14 protein-coding genes are annotated in these 17098 nt (G+C 56.4%); 6 read left to right on the top strand and 8 right to left on the bottom strand.

What is annotated here, in order from left to right; genetic code table 11:
- Positions 1-5: 5 nt before the first annotated feature.
- Together Abin_RS06225 and rsmA are read left to right on the top strand one after the other, a co-directional pair.
- On the top strand, positions 6-1370 hold the full coding sequence (locus tag Abin_RS06225; RefSeq protein WP_048845522.1) for a peptidylprolyl isomerase: 1365 nt from the start codon (positions 6-8) through the stop codon (positions 1368-1370).
- Entirely contained in the window at positions 1345-2208 is an 864-nt protein-coding gene (gene rsmA, locus Abin_RS06220; RefSeq protein WP_048845457.1) for a 16S rRNA (adenine(1518)-N(6)/adenine(1519)-N(6))-dimethyltransferase RsmA, read from the top strand. Before Abin_RS06225 ends, rsmA begins: the two co-directional genes overlap by 26 nt.
- Before the next feature lie 152 nt (positions 2209-2360).
- Here rsmA and Abin_RS06215 read toward each other — a convergent pair whose 3' ends face one another.
- The 8 genes from Abin_RS06215 to Abin_RS06180 form a co-directional block, all read right to left on the bottom strand.
- On the bottom strand, positions 2361-3572 hold the full coding sequence (locus Abin_RS06215) for an SAM-dependent methyltransferase (RefSeq protein WP_048845521.1): 1212 nt from the start codon (positions 3570-3572) through the stop codon (positions 2361-2363).
- 108 nt (positions 3573-3680) lie between these two features.
- Complete coding sequence (rplI, locus tag Abin_RS06210; protein WP_048845456.1) at positions 3681-4280, bottom strand: 50S ribosomal protein L9; 600 nt, start codon at positions 4278-4280, stop codon at positions 3681-3683.
- A gap of 11 nt (positions 4281-4291) precedes the next feature.
- Entirely contained in the window at positions 4292-4567 is a 276-nt protein-coding gene (gene rpsR / locus Abin_RS06205) for a 30S ribosomal protein S18 (protein WP_048845455.1), read from the bottom strand.
- Positions 4568-4573: 6 nt separating this feature from the next.
- The gene (rpsF, locus tag Abin_RS06200) at positions 4574-5047 is read right to left on the bottom strand and encodes a 30S ribosomal protein S6 (RefSeq protein WP_048845454.1); all 474 of its coding nucleotides are present in this window, start codon (positions 5045-5047) and stop codon (positions 4574-4576) included.
- Positions 5048-5201: 154 nt separating this feature from the next.
- Positions 5202-5786, bottom strand: a complete 585-nt coding sequence (locus Abin_RS06195) for a GNAT family N-acetyltransferase (RefSeq protein ID WP_048845453.1) — start codon at positions 5784-5786, stop codon at positions 5202-5204.
- Positions 5776-7749: an RNA polymerase sigma factor RpoD gene (rpoD, locus tag Abin_RS06190; RefSeq protein WP_048845452.1), complete on the bottom strand. Its 1974-nt coding sequence runs from the start codon at positions 7747-7749 to the stop codon at positions 5776-5778. Before rpoD ends, Abin_RS06195 begins: the two co-directional genes overlap by 11 nt.
- A 149-nt stretch (positions 7750-7898) precedes the next feature.
- Positions 7899-9731, bottom strand: a complete 1833-nt coding sequence (gene dnaG / locus Abin_RS06185; RefSeq protein ID WP_048845451.1) for a DNA primase — start codon at positions 9729-9731, stop codon at positions 7899-7901.
- Between the two features lie 52 nt (positions 9732-9783).
- Positions 9784-10239, bottom strand: a complete 456-nt coding sequence (locus tag Abin_RS06180; RefSeq protein WP_048845450.1) for a GatB/YqeY domain-containing protein — start codon at positions 10237-10239, stop codon at positions 9784-9786.
- A 180-nt stretch (positions 10240-10419) separates the two neighbouring features.
- Between Abin_RS06180 and carA the strand changes: the two genes are divergently transcribed.
- The 4 genes from carA (at position 10420) to Abin_RS06160 (ending at position 17002) form a co-directional block, all read left to right on the top strand.
- A complete protein-coding gene (carA, locus tag Abin_RS06175; protein WP_048845449.1) occupies positions 10420-11826 on the top strand; it encodes a glutamine-hydrolyzing carbamoyl-phosphate synthase small subunit in 1407 nt (468 codons plus the stop codon).
- A 107-nt stretch (positions 11827-11933) separates the two neighbouring features.
- Positions 11934-15188: a carbamoyl-phosphate synthase large subunit gene (gene carB, locus Abin_RS06170; protein ID WP_048845448.1), complete on the top strand. Its 3255-nt coding sequence runs from the start codon at positions 11934-11936 to the stop codon at positions 15186-15188.
- Positions 15189-15330: 142 nt separating this feature from the next.
- Positions 15331-15804, top strand: a complete 474-nt coding sequence (gene greA, locus Abin_RS06165; RefSeq protein ID WP_048845520.1) for a transcription elongation factor GreA — start codon at positions 15331-15333, stop codon at positions 15802-15804.
- 1 nt (position 15805) lies between these two features.
- Positions 15806-17002 (top strand): threonine ammonia-lyase, encoded by a 1197-nt coding sequence (locus Abin_RS06160; protein ID WP_048845447.1) that lies wholly within the window; start codon positions 15806-15808, stop codon positions 17000-17002.
- The last annotated feature ends 96 nt before the right edge of the window (positions 17003-17098 follow it).

Below are 17098 nucleotides of genomic sequence, written 5' to 3'. Positions count from 1 at the left end.
CCCGAATGCGTCTGCGCTCTCTTACTCTGGCGTGCTCTCTGGCTGCGCTAACTGTTTCTTCTTCTGGCACTCTGGCGTTGGCTGCTCCGCACCATACGCATTCTGCCCAGGGCAAGACCGCAGCCCCACAGGCAACGCAGCCAGAACCGGATGATATGATCCTCAAGATCGTCAATGGCGTGCCGTTGACCAAGCGTGATGTGGATAATCGTGGAAAGCTATTTGCTCTTTCCACCGGCCTGCCCGTCAACCCGGAACTGATGGCCCGTCTGCGCCCGCAGATTGTGCGGCAGTTGGTTGATGAACGTCTGCGCACGCAGGAAATTCTCAGCCGCCATATTAACGTCCCGCCTGAACAGATTGCCGCGGCCATTGCTGGTATTGAAAAACGTAATGGTATGCCGGAAAACGCCCTGCGCAATAAACTGGCAGAAGACGGCGTGTCCCTGACCACTCTGATTGACCAGATCCGTGTGCAGATTGGCTGGGTGCAGGTGTTGCGTCAGGAACTGGGGGCACGTGGCCGCGTCAGCGCCAAGGAGATCGCCCAGCGTGAAGAAGCGCTAAAGCGTGAAGATGGACGCACAGAATACAACCTGAGCGAAATTTTCGTAAAGGTCGAAGACCCACGTCATTCTGAAGAAGAACTTGCCTTCACCAACACCATTATTCAGGAACTGCGCAAGGGCGCGCCCTTCCCGATTGTCGCCGCCCAGTTTTCGGAAAGCCAGACGGCGCTTGATGGTGGCTCCATGGGATGGGTGCAGGAGGACGAACTTGATCCTGCTGTGGTCAATATGGTCAAGCAGATGCCTGTTGGCGCTGGTGCTATTTCCAACCCCATTATGGTGCCGGGCGGCTTTGTCATTGTAACGGTCAACGCCAAACGCGTTATCGGGCATCAGCCAGGGCATGTTGCTTCCATCCGTCAGGCTTTCCTGCCGTTTGATGCACCACTCAACCCGGCACAGGTCACGCCACAGCAGCAGCAGACCCTGCAAAAGGCCGTTCATCTTGCACAGACACTGTCCTCCTGTGACGAAGTGGCTGCCGTCAACAAACAGTACGGTGAAAAACGCCCGACGGACCCCGGCGAATTGCAGCTGGAACGCTTGAACCCGCAGATGCGTGATCTGCTGCTCTCTCTGCCGCTGAACAAACTATCCCGCCCTCTGGTCTCCACAGACGGCATCGACATGATCATGGTCTGCGCCAAGAAGGAAAAGAACTTCGCGGATCGCGCCCCCAGCGAAATTGCTGACCAGTTGATGAACGAACGAGTGGAACAGACGGCCCGCCAGCTTGATAGCGATCTGCATCGCCGCGCCATGATTGTGGACGTTCATGCCAGCAAACATAAGGGAGTCTGAGGCACTGCTTCCTGCTCTTGAAAGCCTGCGGGATGTCATTAGCCGGCATGGGCTGGACGCCCGCAAGGCACTTGGCCAGCACTTCCTGCTTGACCCGGATATCACTGCGCGCATTGCTGCGCTGGCTGGTAAACTTGAAGGCCGTCATGTTGTTGAGGTCGGCCCCGGCCCCGGTGGGCTAACCCGCGCCCTTCTGGCCACTCCTGCCGCATCCGTCACAGCGGTAGAACTTGATACGCGTGCGGTTGGGATCATTACCGAGCTTGCTGCTCATTTTCCTGGCAGGCTATCGGTCGTTGAAGCAGATGCCCTGACGCAGGATTTAACGACACTTTGCCCTGCTCCGCGCCATATCGTGGCCAATTTGCCGTATAACGTCGCGACCCCTCTACTTATCGGCTGGCTTCGGCAAGGAAACGCTTGGGAACGCCTGACGCTGATGTTCCAGCTTGAAGTCGCTGAACGCATTTGCGCTGCCCCCGATAGCCCCCATTACGGACGTCTGGGCGTTCTGGCCCAATGGTGTGCGCAATGCGCCATTGTCATGAAGCTGCCACCCGGGGCATTCACCCCGCCACCAGCTGTCTGGTCTGCTGTGGCCAGCATTATTCCGCACGCCACACAGCCAGAACCTGCTTTGTTCAAGGCAATGGAGCGCGTTACAGCAGCCGCCTTCGGGCAACGGCGCAAGATGCTGCGTGGGTCTTTGAAAAGCCTGAAAGGTGAACAGCTTTTGGCTGAAACAGGCATTGATGGTACCCGCCGTGCGGAAACGCTCAGCGTTGCTGAATTTGATTGTCTGGCAAAAGCACATTTGGCGCTGTCACGCGCCTCCTGATCTATCGCACACGGAGATGCGGCAGATAACAGCGGACACTCTCTTCAATTCAACTTAATCATCTGTCCTGACCATCTGCATCATATTCTAAGGGACTGATCTGCCGCATGACGCAACATGCAATAGATCAGTTTCCCTGTCTTTTTTCTGACTTAAGAAACTGGGCCTTCAGCTTCAACCATATAGTCGCGTGTCAGCGGGACTGCTTCGATAGCCGGAGAGAGTTGAATCTGGAAATTCATATGACCCTGCACACGGAATGAAAGTTCCGCAGCGTCCAGATAGAATTCAAACATCCGGGCAAAGCGTTCATCATATAAAGCCACGGCCCGCGCCCGGTTGGCCGCAAAGCGTTCCCGCCAGATCGCTATGGTTTTGGCATAGTGCAGACGCAAAATCTCACAATCCGTCACCCACAGGCCGGATTTTTCAACAGCCGTTAACACTTCGCTGAGCGATGGAGAATACCCACCGGGGAAAATGTATTTATTGATCCATGGATTGGTTGTGCCCGGCCCGTCATTTCGGCCGATGGAATGAATGAGTGCAACCCCATCATCCACCAGACTGTTTTTCACAATATCGAAAAACTCACCGTAATGCCGCACGCCAACATGTTCGAACATGCCAACGGACACGATACGGTCAAAGCGCCGCCGCAGGTTGCGGTAGTCAAGCATTTCAAAGCGGACACGCCCCTCCAGCCCCTCATCACGGGCACGCTGGCGAGCAATGGTCAGTTGTTCTTCCGAAAGAGTGATACCCGTGACAATAGCACCATAATCACGCGCCAAGGTCAGGCCCATCCCCCCCCAGCCGCAGCCGATATCCAGAACTTCCATTCCCGGTTTTAGCAGAAGTTTTGCGGCAATATGTTTCTTTTTAGCACTCTGCGCATCATCCAGCGTTTCATCCCCACGCCGAAAATATGCGCAGGAATACTGGCGGTCTTTATCCAGAAACAGATCATACAACCGGCTATCAAGATCGTAATGATGCGCCACATTCTGGCGTGACCGTTTGATGGGGTTGAACTGAATCCAGCTACGGCAGGCATAACGGAAACTGGCGGCAATCTGCTCGGGCAAATGACCGGGAGACATCGCGTTGAGCATCAGCAGATCAAGTAGCTGATACAGTGTGCAGTCTTTAGGCTCGATGCCACCGTTCATGTAGCCTTCACCAAAGGCCAGACCGGGGTTCAGGGACAGCGCCCTGACACTTGCTGCATCTTTCAGCACCATTGCTGCCTCTGGCCCCGTCGCGGCACCTTCATAGACGGTTTGTGCGCCATCCGGCCACGTCACGTGTAGTCGTCCTGAAGAAATGAAATGCCGTAAAATGCGGTCCAGAAGATGATTCATCTGCAATGGCTCCATCATGCCTTATGGTGTCGGCACAATAGGCCAAAAAAAAGGGTCCGGAAATTACTTCCGAACCCTCTTTTTGCTTAGCAGGTAGAAAAAGGACGATTAGGCAACCGCGTCTTTTTCTGCCGTAGCAGCACCTTCAGCGTCGTCAGCAACGATTTCGCCTTCAACAAGCAGATCGTCGCCAGCGGCTTCAGCTTCTTCTTCCGGGCTAACAGCTTCGCCCAGTGCCTGACGTTCAGCTTCTTCAGCAGAACGCGCCACGTTGACGATAACCGGCACGGAAACTTCCGGGTGCAGCGCAACTGTCACTTCATACAGACCAAGAGACTTGATCGGATGAGACAGAGAAACCTGCTGACGGGACACGGTAAAACCGGCTTCCGTCACGGCTTCAGACACATCACGCGGAGAAACGGAGCCATAGAGGCTACCGCTGTCGCCAGCCTGACGGATCAGGATGACAGCCAGACCTTCCATACGTTCGGAAAGACGCTCAGCTTCTTCACGACGTTTGATGTTCTGCGCTTCAAGCTGGGCGCGTTCACGGTCGAAACGTGAACGGTTGGCTTCGTTTGCACGAATAGCCTTGCCCTGCGGCAGCAGGAAGTTACGGGCATAACCCGGACGAACCTTCACAACATCGCCCATCTGACCCAGATGTTCGACGCGCTGAAGCAGAATGACTTCTGTAACGGCCATGATCTTCCCTCTCAGCTCATCACGTAGGGAAGCAGGGCGAGGAAGCGGGCACGCTTGATAGCCTGTGCCAGCTCACGCTGCTTCTTTGCAGACACCGCCGTGATACGGCTTGGCACGATCTTGCCACGTTCGGACAGGAAACGGCTCAGCAGACGCACGTCCTTGTAGTCGATCTTCGGCGCGTTGGGGCCAGAGAACGGGCAGGACTTGCGACGACGGTAAAACGGACGACGTGCGCCTACGGCAGGACGGCGTGCGGCGGGATTGATTTCTGTTGTGTCAGACATGCTGCATCACTCCGCTTCGTTGTCAGCCAGATCGGCTGGCTTGTCATCACGGGCGCGATATTCTTCACGGTCTTCGGAAGAACGACGGCCACGGCCGCTTTCAAAGCGTCCAGCAGGCTTGGGACCACGGAAACCACCGCGTTCACCACGATCATCGCCCTTGCGGGACAGAACCGGAGACGGTGCTTCATCAATTTCGTCAACACGCAGCGTCAGCAGACGCAGGATGTCTTCATTGATGGACAGCTGACGCTCAACTTCCTTAAGCGTGTCAGACTTCGTGTCCAGACCGAGCAGCACATAGTGGCCCTTACGGTTCTTCTTGATCCGATAAGACAGCGTACGCAGGCCCCAGTATTCGCGCTTCTGCACGCTACCGCCATCGGCTTCAATCTGAGCGACAATACCATCAACGATGGCGTCAACCTGCTGCTGGGAAATGTCATTCCGCGCAATAAGCACGGTTTCATAAAGCGGCATTGTTTCTCCCTTCGGATAAGGTCAACCCGTCTGCGCCGAACCATTTCGACTGGCAGTGCTTCACAGGGAAGCAATGGGTATAGCCGGGGCGATGCCACGCACCCAGCAGGGAAGATGGCGTGTCAACCACATTTCAGGTCAAAACACAAGGGAATTAGACAATAAATCTCCGCGGAATAGGTATTCCCAGCCGCTGAGGCACATCCCAGACCTCCTCAACAGCGCGCACGGGCTCAAACCCCATATCCCGATACAATGGCAGAGCACGCGGATGGTCGGCGTTGCAGGTATTCACACGCAGGAATTCGGGTTTATGCGCCCACGCAATGCGGATAACGGCATCAAGGAATGCCCTGCCCGCTCCCTGCCCAACGGCATCCGGAAAAAGCCCGAAATACGACAGGTTGATATCTTGCGGGTTAGCCAGATCAAGCTCAAAGAACCCACGAATGGCATCACCTTCACGCAAAAGGCCTATCTGAATGGGCGCGCTGGCCAGAAAAGCCTGAAGGGACGCATCAGACGCAGCCTGTCGCATCCACCAACAATAGGCACGCCCCACACGGTCTTGCAGCATGCGATAGTCAGAAACGGTGGGCGAAAAACTGTCCTGAATGAACCAACCCTCCGGCAGGGAAAGAGGCTTCCCCTGCGGAGGGCTGTTCATCTGCATGAAGGTTACAACAACCTTCATGCGGGTAACCGGTTCTAACGGCGTAATTTTAATATCAGTTATCATCCAGGAATGACCGCAGTTTACGGCTGCGGCTCGGGTGTTTGAGTTTACGCAGGGCCTTGGCTTCAATCTGACGAATACGCTCACGCGTCACGTTAAACTGCTGCCCGACTTCTTCCAGCGTGTGGTCGGTGTTCATGCCAATACCAAAGCGCATACGCAGCACACGTTCTTCACGTGGCGTCAGCGAGGCCAGAACACGGGTTGTGGCTTCACGCAGGTTGGTCTGAATTGCGGCATCAAGCGGAATGATGGCCGTCTTATCTTCAATAAAATCACCCAGATGGCTGTCTTCTTCATCCCCGATCGGGGTTTCAAGAGAGATCGGCTCTTTGGCGATTTTCAAAACCTTACGCACTTTTTCAAGCGGCATCCCCAGCTTTTCAGCCAGTTCTTCCGGTGCCGGTTCACGACCAATTTCATGCAACATCTGGCGAGACGTACGCACCAGTTTGTTGATGGTTTCAATCATATGCACCGGAATACGGATGGTGCGCGCCTGATCCGCAATAGAGCGGGTGATAGCCTGACGAATCCACCACGTTGCATAGGTCGAGAACTTATACCCACGGCGATATTCAAACTTATCCACCGCCTTCATCAGACCGATATTGCCTTCCTGAATCAGGTCGAGGAACTGAAGGCCACGGTTGGTATATTTTTTGGCAATGGAGATCACCAACCGCAGGTTGGCTTCAATCATTTCCTTTTTGGCGCGTGCGGAATCACGTTCACCACGCGCTACGGTTGCATAGACACGACGGAATTCACCAATCGGCAGGCCAGTGTCCTGTGCCAGAGCCGCAACCTGGTTTCGCAGGTCAACAACCGTGTCGCTGTGCTTGGCAACAAAGTTTTTCCATGACTTACCAGGCAGCGCGGAAATCATGTCCATCCATGACGGATCAAGTTCGCGACCACGATATTTCAGCAGGAAGTCATCGCGTGACACGCGGCAGCTTTCAGCCAGACGCAGCATACGGCCTTCCAGCACGTTCAGGCTGCGGAACATTTCCTTCAACTGCATCACCAGATCTTCAATCCGGTTGTTATGCAGATGAACCTGCTCAACCTTGCCAACCAGCTCATCACGCAGCTTGGCGTATTCTTCTTCCGACTGATCCTGAACTTCGGCACCGGCCGTCAGCACATCAATACGCTGCACCTGCAACTGACGCAGTTTTTCGTACAGCGGCTCAATTTCTTCAAGATGGGCCAGAATTTCAGGCTTCAGCTTTTCTTCCAGCGCGGAAAGTGACAGGCCGCTGCCTTCACCTTCAACACCTTCGGCTTCCCCTTCAGACTCGGAATCAGACTCGTCTGACTCCTCGGCCTCGTCACCTTCAAAACCTTCGCCGCCTTCACCCGGCGGGTTACCGCCAGCCTGCATGGCTTCCAGGTCAACAATGTCACGCAACAGCATTTCGTTGTTACGGATCATTTCATGCCAGGAGATAATGGCGCGGAACGTCAGCGGGCTTTCACACAGGCCGCCAATCATTTCATCGCGGCCAGCCTCAATACGCTTGGCAATTGCGATTTCGCCTTCGCGTGACAGCAGCTCAACGGTGCCCATCTCGCGCAGGTACATGCGCACCGGGTCGTCAGTGCGGCCCAGATTTTCAGTATTGACGTTGCCAGAAGGTGTTTCAGATTCCTCGGCTTCTTCCTCGGACGCTTCTTCGCCGTCAGCGTTTTCGCTTTTGGCGTTTTCCGCGTCGTCACCTTCTTCGCTTTCAACCACCTGAATGCCCATTTCGGACAGCATGGCCATGATGTCTTCAATCTGTTCTGAAGACATCTTGTCCTGCGGGAGAACAGCATTCAGCTCATCAAACGTGATGCACCCATGCTCACGCCCTTTCGCGATCAGCTTTTTGACCGCGGCAGACTGCGTATCCAGCAGGGTGGTGTCACCATCCTGCTCTGCCTGTGCTACGTTACCTGATGCTGTTTTTGTCGCCATGCCAGACCTGCTCCCTCCCCGCCTGCATCCCCAACAGAATGCAGAACGACCAGTTCACCATACATACTGTTTAGTTTTTCAGGGCGGGCAGGACGTGGGATATCCTGCCTCCGAAGTCAAGAGGAACGCTCCCTGAACGCTTCCAACGCCTACAGCCCATGTTCTTCCATTTCGCCGCGTTTGAGGCGCGCTAACGCTTCCAGACGTGGCTGTAACCGCTTCCATTCTGCCGAATCTCCCCCATTCTGCCAGAAGCGCGCCACCTCGTGCTCAACCTGCTGCTGGAACTGAGAAAAATTTAGTAATCCGTAAAAATGCCACCACTGTGTTCTAACGGCCACAGCCAGAGATGAGTCTTTTTCTTCAAAAGATAAGGGCAACGCGCCGCCGGTCAGAACCCGTTGTACCAGCATCTCCTCATCCTGTCCGGCCAGTGCAGACAGCAGGGCATCGCCCGTTTCAGGCAACGCCCCCTCCGCCGAGAGGTCAAGCAGAATCCCCCTGACGTCTGAAAACGCATCAGACAAATTCAGGCGGCACAGTGCCTCCTCCACTTCTGGCACCATTTCCGGGTAGTGAAGCAGTAACGCCAGCAGAATACGCTGCCGTTCCTGCACGGCGTCCAACTGTATGGGGGCTGCTTCGACAACGCTGGAACGGGACGGGAAAGAGCCACCCGAGCCATTCCCTTTCCCCTTTTTTCGCCTGAAAGTCTCAAAAAAGCGATCAAGCAGCGTTGAACGATATTCTGACGCCAGCGCCTTGTCAGGGATAAGGGCCGCGGTCTCGACCAGTTTGTGGCGCAGTGCCGCCCGTTCTTCCGGCCCCGGATTACTGACACCACCCGCCAGCAGGTCAAACAGAACGTCAGCCAGAGGGCTGGCCGTAGCAAACATTTCCCCCACCACCTGCGCCCCACGGGACCGAACGAGACTATCCGGGTCCTCCCCTTCGGGCAGCAAGCATAAACGCAGGGAGTGATCGGCTTTCAGCAAAGGGAGTGCGACTTCCGCCGCACGCGCAGCAGCCCTCCGGCCTGCGCCATCTCCGTCAAAACAGAGGATGGGCGCACGATCAACCTGCCAGAGAACCTCAAGCTGTTCAGGCGTCAAAGCTGTCCCTAGTGGTGCCACAGCGCCCCGAAACCCGGCCTGATGCAGGGCAATGACGTCCATATAACCTTCAACCACCACCAGATCAGTCACAGGCGCGCCTTTGGGGCGTGGCGCACGCACTGCGGCGCGTGCCTTATCCAATCCGAACAGCAGCCGGCGTTTGGAAAATAACGCAGTTTCTGGGCCGTTGAGGTATTTGGGCTGACCATCCCCCAAAATACGCCCGCCAAATGACACCAGACGGCCCTTGCGGTCGCGTATGGGAAAGGTCACGCGGCCCCAGAACAATTCCCCTTTCGGGCGGCCTTCGTCGTCCAGACGCATCAGACCTGCTTCCGCCATCATCTGCGGAGTGATGTTTTTTGCCGCAAGAGCATTTGTTAGCCCGCCGCGCCCATCACCGGCCCAGCCCAAGCCAAATTCTTCAATCGTCTGGCGGGTCAGCCCACGACCCAGCAGATACTCCAGCCCGGCGCGGCCCGCGGGCGTGTATAGCGCCTGAGACCACACGGATTGTGTCTGCGCCAGAACATCTTCCAGAGACTGGCTATGGGCAACTTCCTCGTGCGTGCGGCGGGTATCTTTTGGCACCGCCATTCCCGCAGAAGTCGCCAGTTCTTCCACTGCTTCAGGGAAGTTTTTACCTTCCATTTGCATGACAAAAGAGATGACATCGCCATGCACGCCACAACCGAAACAGTGGAAGTGATCGTCATACACATAAAATGATGGTGTTTTTTCACCATGGAAGGGGCAGCATCCCTTCCAGTTACGGCCAGACCGCACCAGCTTGACACGCCGCCCGATAACCGATGCCAAAGGTGTGCGGGCACGCAGTTCGTCCAGAAAGCCCGACTCAATACCCATGATGTGCCAGCCCTCCTTTCCCGCCTGTCCGCACTGTTATTATGCGCCTTACTTAGCTTAAGCGGGCTTTTACGGTGCCATTGGCGCGACCCATATCAAGCTCGGCGCCAAATTTGGCTTTCAGGGCCGCCATCACCTTGCCCATGTCTTTCATGGAAGCAGCACCCGTGGCAGCAATCGCTTCGTCCACAGCGGCAGCAAGAGCCGCATCATCCATTTCAGCAGGAAGATAGGCACGGATAACGGCAATTTCACCGTCTTCCTTTTCCGCCAGTTCTGGGCGGCCAGCGTCACGATACATGGTGGCGGATTCGGTGCGGGACTTCACCATGCCGCGCAGGGCGGAAATCGCTTCGTCTTCGTTCAGACCTTCCGCACCCTTGGCACGGCCAGCAATTTCAACATCCTTCAGTTTTGCAGTGATCATGCGGATGGTCGAGACACGCCCGCTTTCTCCGGCTTTCATTGCCGTTTTCAGATCAGCCATCAGGCGTTCACGTAAAGACATGATCCCTCATTCTCCTTTAATTATTCCGTAACGCGATACCACGCTGGACCGTGGCAAAAACTCATCATGCGGGAAAAAACTTCCCACCCATCCAGAGAAAGCCCTTTGCCAAGTGGGAAATTTCTTCCCACCTTGCTTACAGACTGCTAGATGATGTGCCACGGGAGGAACAACTAAGCCATGCCCATGTCAATCGATACCATCATTGCCCGACTAGGTGGCCCCGAAGCAACAGCCCGTCTGACCGGCGTTGGCACGGAAGCCATTCGCAAATGGCGGCAGGCGCAGGCCATTCCTTCCCGCCACTGGCCCATTATTGCACAAACCGCAGGCCTTTCCCTGGCTGACCTTCAGCCCTCAGAGTCCACGCTTCCAGACAAATCCTCCCCGACGGGAGGCAGCATAACAGGATCATCCATGCCCGATGCCCGCCCGGATGGCGCAACAGCCGCCCTTGTTCTTGCAGACGGAACCATTCTGTGGGGCAAAGGCTTTGGTGCCTTCACCCAGCAGCCCAGCATTGGGGAAATCTGCTTTTCCACCAGCATGACCGGGTATCAGGAAACCCTGACTGACCCATCCTTTGCCGGGCAGATTATTACCTTCACGTTTCCACATATCGGCAATGTGGGCACCACTGGCGAAGATGACGAAGCTGATAAAGTTGCGGCCCGCGGTCTGGTGGTCAAGGAAGACATTACAGACCCAGCCAACTGGCGTTCAACCGCCAGCCTGGATGCGTGGCTGAAAAAGCGTGACGTGCCGGGTATCGCCGGGATTGATACCCGCACCCTGACCCTGAAAATTCGTGATCAGGGCGCGCAGAATGCAGCCCTGTTCTTCCCGGAAAATGGCAAGTTTGACCTGCCCGCGCTTGAGGCCGCCGCCAAGGCGTGGCCAAGCCTTGAAGGCATGGACCTTGCAAAGGAAGTCACGTGCAAGGCCCCCTACACATGGGCTGACAGCGTGTGGGAATGGCCTGCTGGCACGCGCCCGGTCTCTGGCCCGCGCCGCAAGGTTGTGGCTGTTGATTACGGCGCCAAACGCAACATTCTGCGCTGCCTTGTTGCCGCCGGATGTGATGTCACGGTTGTGCCTGCCACCACCAGCGCAGAAGAAATTCTGGCCCTGAAGCCGGAAGGCGTGTTCCTTTCCAACGGTCCGGGTGACCCGGCTGCAACGGCCACTTACGCCGTACCTGCCATCAAGGGTGTGCTTGACGCCGGTATCCCGCTGTTTGGTATCTGCCTTGGGCACCAGCTTCTGGCGCAAGCGCTGGGTGGCAAGACCTACAAGCTGGACCGTGGGCACCGTGGGGCCAACCAGCCGGTAAAAGACCTGTCAACTGGGCGTGTGGAAATCACCAGCCAGAACCATGGCTTTGCGGTTGATGCAGACAGCCTGCCTGCTGATGCACACGTGACCCATGTCAGCCTGTTTGATGGATCAAACGAAGGTCTGGCCTCTGACCGCTACGCCGCATTTTCCGTGCAGTATCACCCCGAAGCCAGTCCTGGCCCGTCTGACAGCTTTTATCTGTTTGAACGGTTTGTGGCGATGATTGATGCCCATGCTGGCAAAAACTGATCTGACCCAGCCAGCCATGTGCCCGCACATGGTTACGGCCGATCTTACCCCGTCTTTTTCCCGCTTTTTCAGCCCCTTGCGGGCTACCTGTCAGGACTGAACGCATCATGCCCAAACGGACAGATATTCGCTCCATCCTTATCATTGGCGCTGGCCCCATCGTAATCGGTCAGGCTTGCGAGTTCGATTATTCCGGTGCGCAGGCCTGTAAAGCCCTGCGGGAAGAAGGCTACCGGGTTATTCTGGTTAACTCCAATCCTGCCACCATCATGACTGACCCCGGTCTGGCGGACGCAACGTATGTCGAGCCGATTACCCCGGAATGTGTTGAACGCATCATCCTGAAAGAAAAGCCGGATGCCGTGCTGCCAACCATGGGTGGACAGACCGCGCTGAACACCGCCATGGCACTTGATGCCTCCGGCTTTCTGAAGAAGCACGGGGTCGAACTGATTGGCGCAGATGCGGAAGTGATTGACCGTGCGGAAGACCGTCAGAAATTCCGTGAAGCCATGGATGCCATCGGCATTGAAAGCCCCCGCAGCTTCATTGCCCACACCATGGCCGAAGCACAGGAAGCACTGAAGAAGATCGGCTTCCCCACAATTATCCGCCCCTCTTTCACCATGGGTGGTTCTGGCGGCGGTATTGCCTACAACCGTGAAGAATTTGAACAGATTGTCACATCGGGTCTGGATGCCTCCCCCACCACAGAAGTGCTGATTGAAGAATCTCTTCTGGGCTGGAAAGAGTACGAAATGGAAGTTGTGCGCGACAAAGCGGACAACTGCATTATTGTCTGCTCCATTGAAAATATTGACCCAATGGGCATCCACACGGGTGACTCCATTACGGTTGCCCCGGCGCTAACGCTGACAGACAAAGAATATCAGCGCATGCGTGATGCGTCGCTGGCCTGTCTGCGTGCCATTGGCGTGGAAACAGGTGGGTCAAACGTGCAGTTTGGCGTCAACCCGGCAGATGGCCGCATGGTGGTTATTGAAATGAACCCCCGTGTGTCCCGCTCCTCGGCGCTGGCATCAAAAGCCACCGGCTTCCCGATTGCGAAAATCGCGGCAAAGCTGGCTGTTGGCTACACGCTGGACGAACTGAAGAACGACATCACCACAACTACTCCGGCATCGTTCGAGCCGACGATTGATTACGTTGTGGTAAAGATTCCGCGCTTCACGTTTGAAAAATTCCCCGGTGCGCCAGCCCTGCTCTCCACCTCCATGAAATCTGTGGGCGAAGCCATGGCCATTGGCCGCTCCTTCCCGGAAGCGCTGCAAAAAGGTCTGCGCTCCATGGAAACAGGGCTGCATGGGCTCGATCCGGTCGAAGTGCCGGGTGATGGCGGCGAAGATGCGTTCCGCGCAGCACTGTCCCAGCCGCGCCCGGAACGTATTCTTATGGCGGCACAGGCGCTGCGTGCTGGCCTTTCGGTTGAAGACATCAATGAAGCCTGCCGTTTTGAGCCGTGGTTCCTGCGCCAGCTTGAAAAGCTTGTTCATGCCGAACGTCAGATTGAAAATCACGGCTTGCCGCGCGATGCACAGAGCCTGCGCCGCCTGAAAGCCCTCGGCTTTTCCGATGTGCAGCTTGCCCGCCTTTCCGGCCTTCAGGCTGATGAAGTAGCCAAACTGCGCACGGAAGCTGGCGTTACCCCGGTTTATAAACGCATTGATACCTGCGCGGGCGAATTCGCATCCAGCACGCCTTACATGTATTCCACCTATGAAGGCATGTTCGCGCCTCCAACCTGTGAATCTGACCCAACCGATCGGGAAAAGATTGTCATTCTGGGTGGCGGCCCTAACCGGATTGGGCAGGGGATTGAATTCGATTACTGCTGTGTGCATGCAGCCTACGCCCTGCGTGAAGCTGGTTTTGAAACCATCATGGTCAACTGCAACCCGGAAACGGTTTCAACTGACTATGACACGTCTGACCGCCTGTATTTTGAACCCCTGACGGAAGAAGACGTCATTGCGCTGATCCGTCGTGAGCAGGTCAAGGGTAAGGTCAAAGGCTGCATCGTGCAGTATGGTGGCCAGACACCCCTGAAACTGTCCCATGCGCTTGAAAAAGCCGGTATCCCGCTGCTGGGCACCCCGGCTGACGCCATTGACCGTGCAGAAGACCGTGAACGCTTCCAGTCCATGCTGCACACGCTTGGCCTGCGCCAGCCTGCCAACGGCATTGCCCGCTCCCCTCAGGAAGCGGAAGATGTGGCCGAACGCATTGGTTACCCGGTTGTTGTGCGTCCGTCCTACGTTCTGGGCGGTCGGGCCATGGAAATTGTGTATGACCGCACATCCCTGCAACGCTACATGCGCGTGGCACTGCAACTGGCCGGGCATGAAATCGCATCTGGCCCCGTGCTGATTGACCGTTACCTGAACGAAGCCATTGAAGCCGATGTTGACTGCATTTCAGACGGCACAGAAGTCTATGTGGCTGGCGTGATGGAGCATATTGAAGAAGCGGGCATCCATTCTGGTGACAGTGCCTGCGCCCTGCCACCCTACACACTCTCCCCCGCCATTGTAACGGAACTGAAAGCCCAGACCGAGGCCATGGCACGCGAACTGGGCATTGTTGGCCTGATGAACGTGCAGTACGCCATTAAGGATCAGGAAATTTTCGTTCTGGAAGTTAATCCGCGTGCCTCGCGCACCGTGCCGTTTGTGGCCAAGGCCACAGGCGTTCCGGTTGCCAAGATTGGCGCACGGGTGATGGCTGGTGAAAAACTGAGCGACTTCAATCTGGATGACCGCGCGGTAACCCCGCACGTGGCAGTCAAGGAAGCCGTCTTCCCCTTCAACCGCTTTGCGGAAGTTGACACCATTCTTGGCCCGGAAATGCGCTCAACCGGCGAAGTGATGGGTCTGGATACATCGTTCGAGCGTGCATTTGCCAAATCCCAGCTTGGGGCTGGTGTACGCCTGCCGACAGAAGGCACGGTATTCCTGTCCGTGCGCGAAAGCGACAAGCCGCACCTGCCAGCCCTTGGCCGCCAGTTGATCAAAATGGGGCTGAAAATTCTGGCCACACGCGGCACAGCCAAAAAGCTGCGTGACGCTGGTATTGAAGTCTCACTGGTCAATAAAGTGCTGGAAGGCCGCCCGCATTGTGTGGACGCCATTCGGTCAGGCGATGTGCAGATGGTCATCAACACGGCGCAGGGCGCACAGTCCGTTGCCGACAGTTTTGACATCCGCCGTTCGGCTCTGGTGTTGGGTATTCCGCACTACACAACAATGGCTGGAGCACGTGCTGCAATTCATGCAATTGCCGCCATGCGGGAAGGACCGCTTGATGTTGCGCCACTTCAGTCATACTTTAGCGGCACATTCTGATCAGAACGGGCAGGTCTAACAGCCTGCCCGCCCTGCTCCGGACGGGTGGCTGCCCGCTTTTTAGCGGTGCGGTGCGTGCCCGCTTGTTTGTGTAACTTTAATGCCAGCCTACGTGCTGGCCAAATCACTTTGGGGATACGCCTTGCAGAAAACTCCGATGACGGGCAAGGGCTTGCAGCGGCTTGAAGACGAACTGCGCAGACTCAAATCCGTTGAGCGTCCTGCCATTATCCGCGCCATTGCGGAAGCCCGCAGCCATGGCGACCTGTCAGAAAACGCGGAATACCACGCTGCGCGTGAACGTCAGTCCTTTACCGAAGGGCGCGTGCTGGAGCTGGAAGAAATCATCTCGACCGCCGAAGTGATCGACCCCACCACGCTGTCTGGTGACCAGGTGAAGTTTGGGGCCACCGTTACCGTAGTTGATGAAGACACGGATAAAGAAGCCACCTACCAGATTGTTGGCATGCATGAAGCTGACATCAAACAGAACCTTCTGTCCATTTCCTCGCCGCTCGCCAAAGCCCTGATCGGCAAGCATGAGGGTGACAGCGTTTCCGTTCCGGCACCGGGCGGTGACAGGACGTATGAAATCCTGTCTGTGAAATTTATCTGATATGATCTCGTTTGAGGACATCACGGCCGCGGCGGAGCGGATCAAGGGCAATGTTATCCGCACGCCCACGATTTCCTCTCACGCGCTCTCAAAAGCGACCGGCGCTGACATTACCCTGAAGCTTGAAAACCTTCAGGCCGTTGGCTCATTCAAGGAACGTGGGGCGGCAAACAAGCTGGCCCTGCTGACACCGGAAGAACGCCAGCGCGGCGTGATTGCCGTCTCGGCCGGGAATCATGCACAGGGTGTGGCGCGTCACGCCAGTCTGCTGGGCATTGACGCTGTTATTGTCATGCCCAAGTTCACACCCGCGGGTAAAGTTGTACGCACCCGCAACTGGGGTGCGCGCGTGGTGCTGGAGGGTGAAAGCTTTGCCGAAGCCCTGCTGTTCGCGCAGGATCTTCAGGCCCGGGAAGGCCGCACTTTCATTCACCCGTATGATGACCCCGCCGTCATGGCTGGGCAGGGCACCTGCGCGCTTGAGCTGCTGGAAGATGCAGGCCCGCTTGATATGCTCGTCTCCCCCATTGGCGGCGGCGGCCTGTTAAGCGGTTGCGCCGTTGCAACCCGTGCCCTGCGCCCGGATGTGGAACTGATTGGCGTGCAGGTTGAGGGGTATGATTCCCTGTCGGCGTTTCCCGGTCCGGCAACACACCCCAATGGTGGCTCCACCATTGCGGAGGGCATTGCTGTTCTTCAGATTGGCAAAGCGCCTGACGAAGTCATCAGAAAACTGGCCTCCAAGGTTCTGGTGGTGCCAGAATGTGCGGTGGAAACCGCCATTACCCTGCTGGCGGAAGGCGCAAAACAGATCAGCGAAGGGGCTGGGGCTGCGGCTCTGGCCGCTGTGCTGACCTACCCGGATCTGTTCCGGGGCCGCAAAGTCGCGCTGCCTGTTTCTGGTGGCAATATTGACAGCCGTATTCTGGCTAATACCCTGCTGCGCGCCATGCTGCGTGATGGCCGTATCCTGCGGCTGGTGATGGAAATTCCTGACCGCCCCGGCGTGCTGGCTGATATTTCCAAAACCATTGGGGAAGCTGGCGGCAACATTATCGAAGTGTCCCATCAGCGCCTGTTTGCTGCCCCGTCGGTTCAGGCAGCAGAACTGGAAGTCATGATTGAAGCCCGTGACCCTGAACATGCAGCCCTGATTACCAAGGCGCTCGGTCATTCCTACATCGTGCGTCGCGCCTGACGGATTTTGCACGGATAAAGTCGGTCCCGATTGATCGGCTTTATCCGTGCTTCCTCGTTCTGGTAGGATCGCCTAACACTTGCCCTATTTTTTGCG

It is taken from the genome of Acetobacter indonesiensis (assembly GCF_000963945.1).
Taxonomy (GTDB): Bacteria; Pseudomonadota; Alphaproteobacteria; order Acetobacterales; family Acetobacteraceae; genus Acetobacter; species Acetobacter indonesiensis.
This window is presented reverse-complemented; position numbering and strand designations above follow the sequence as displayed.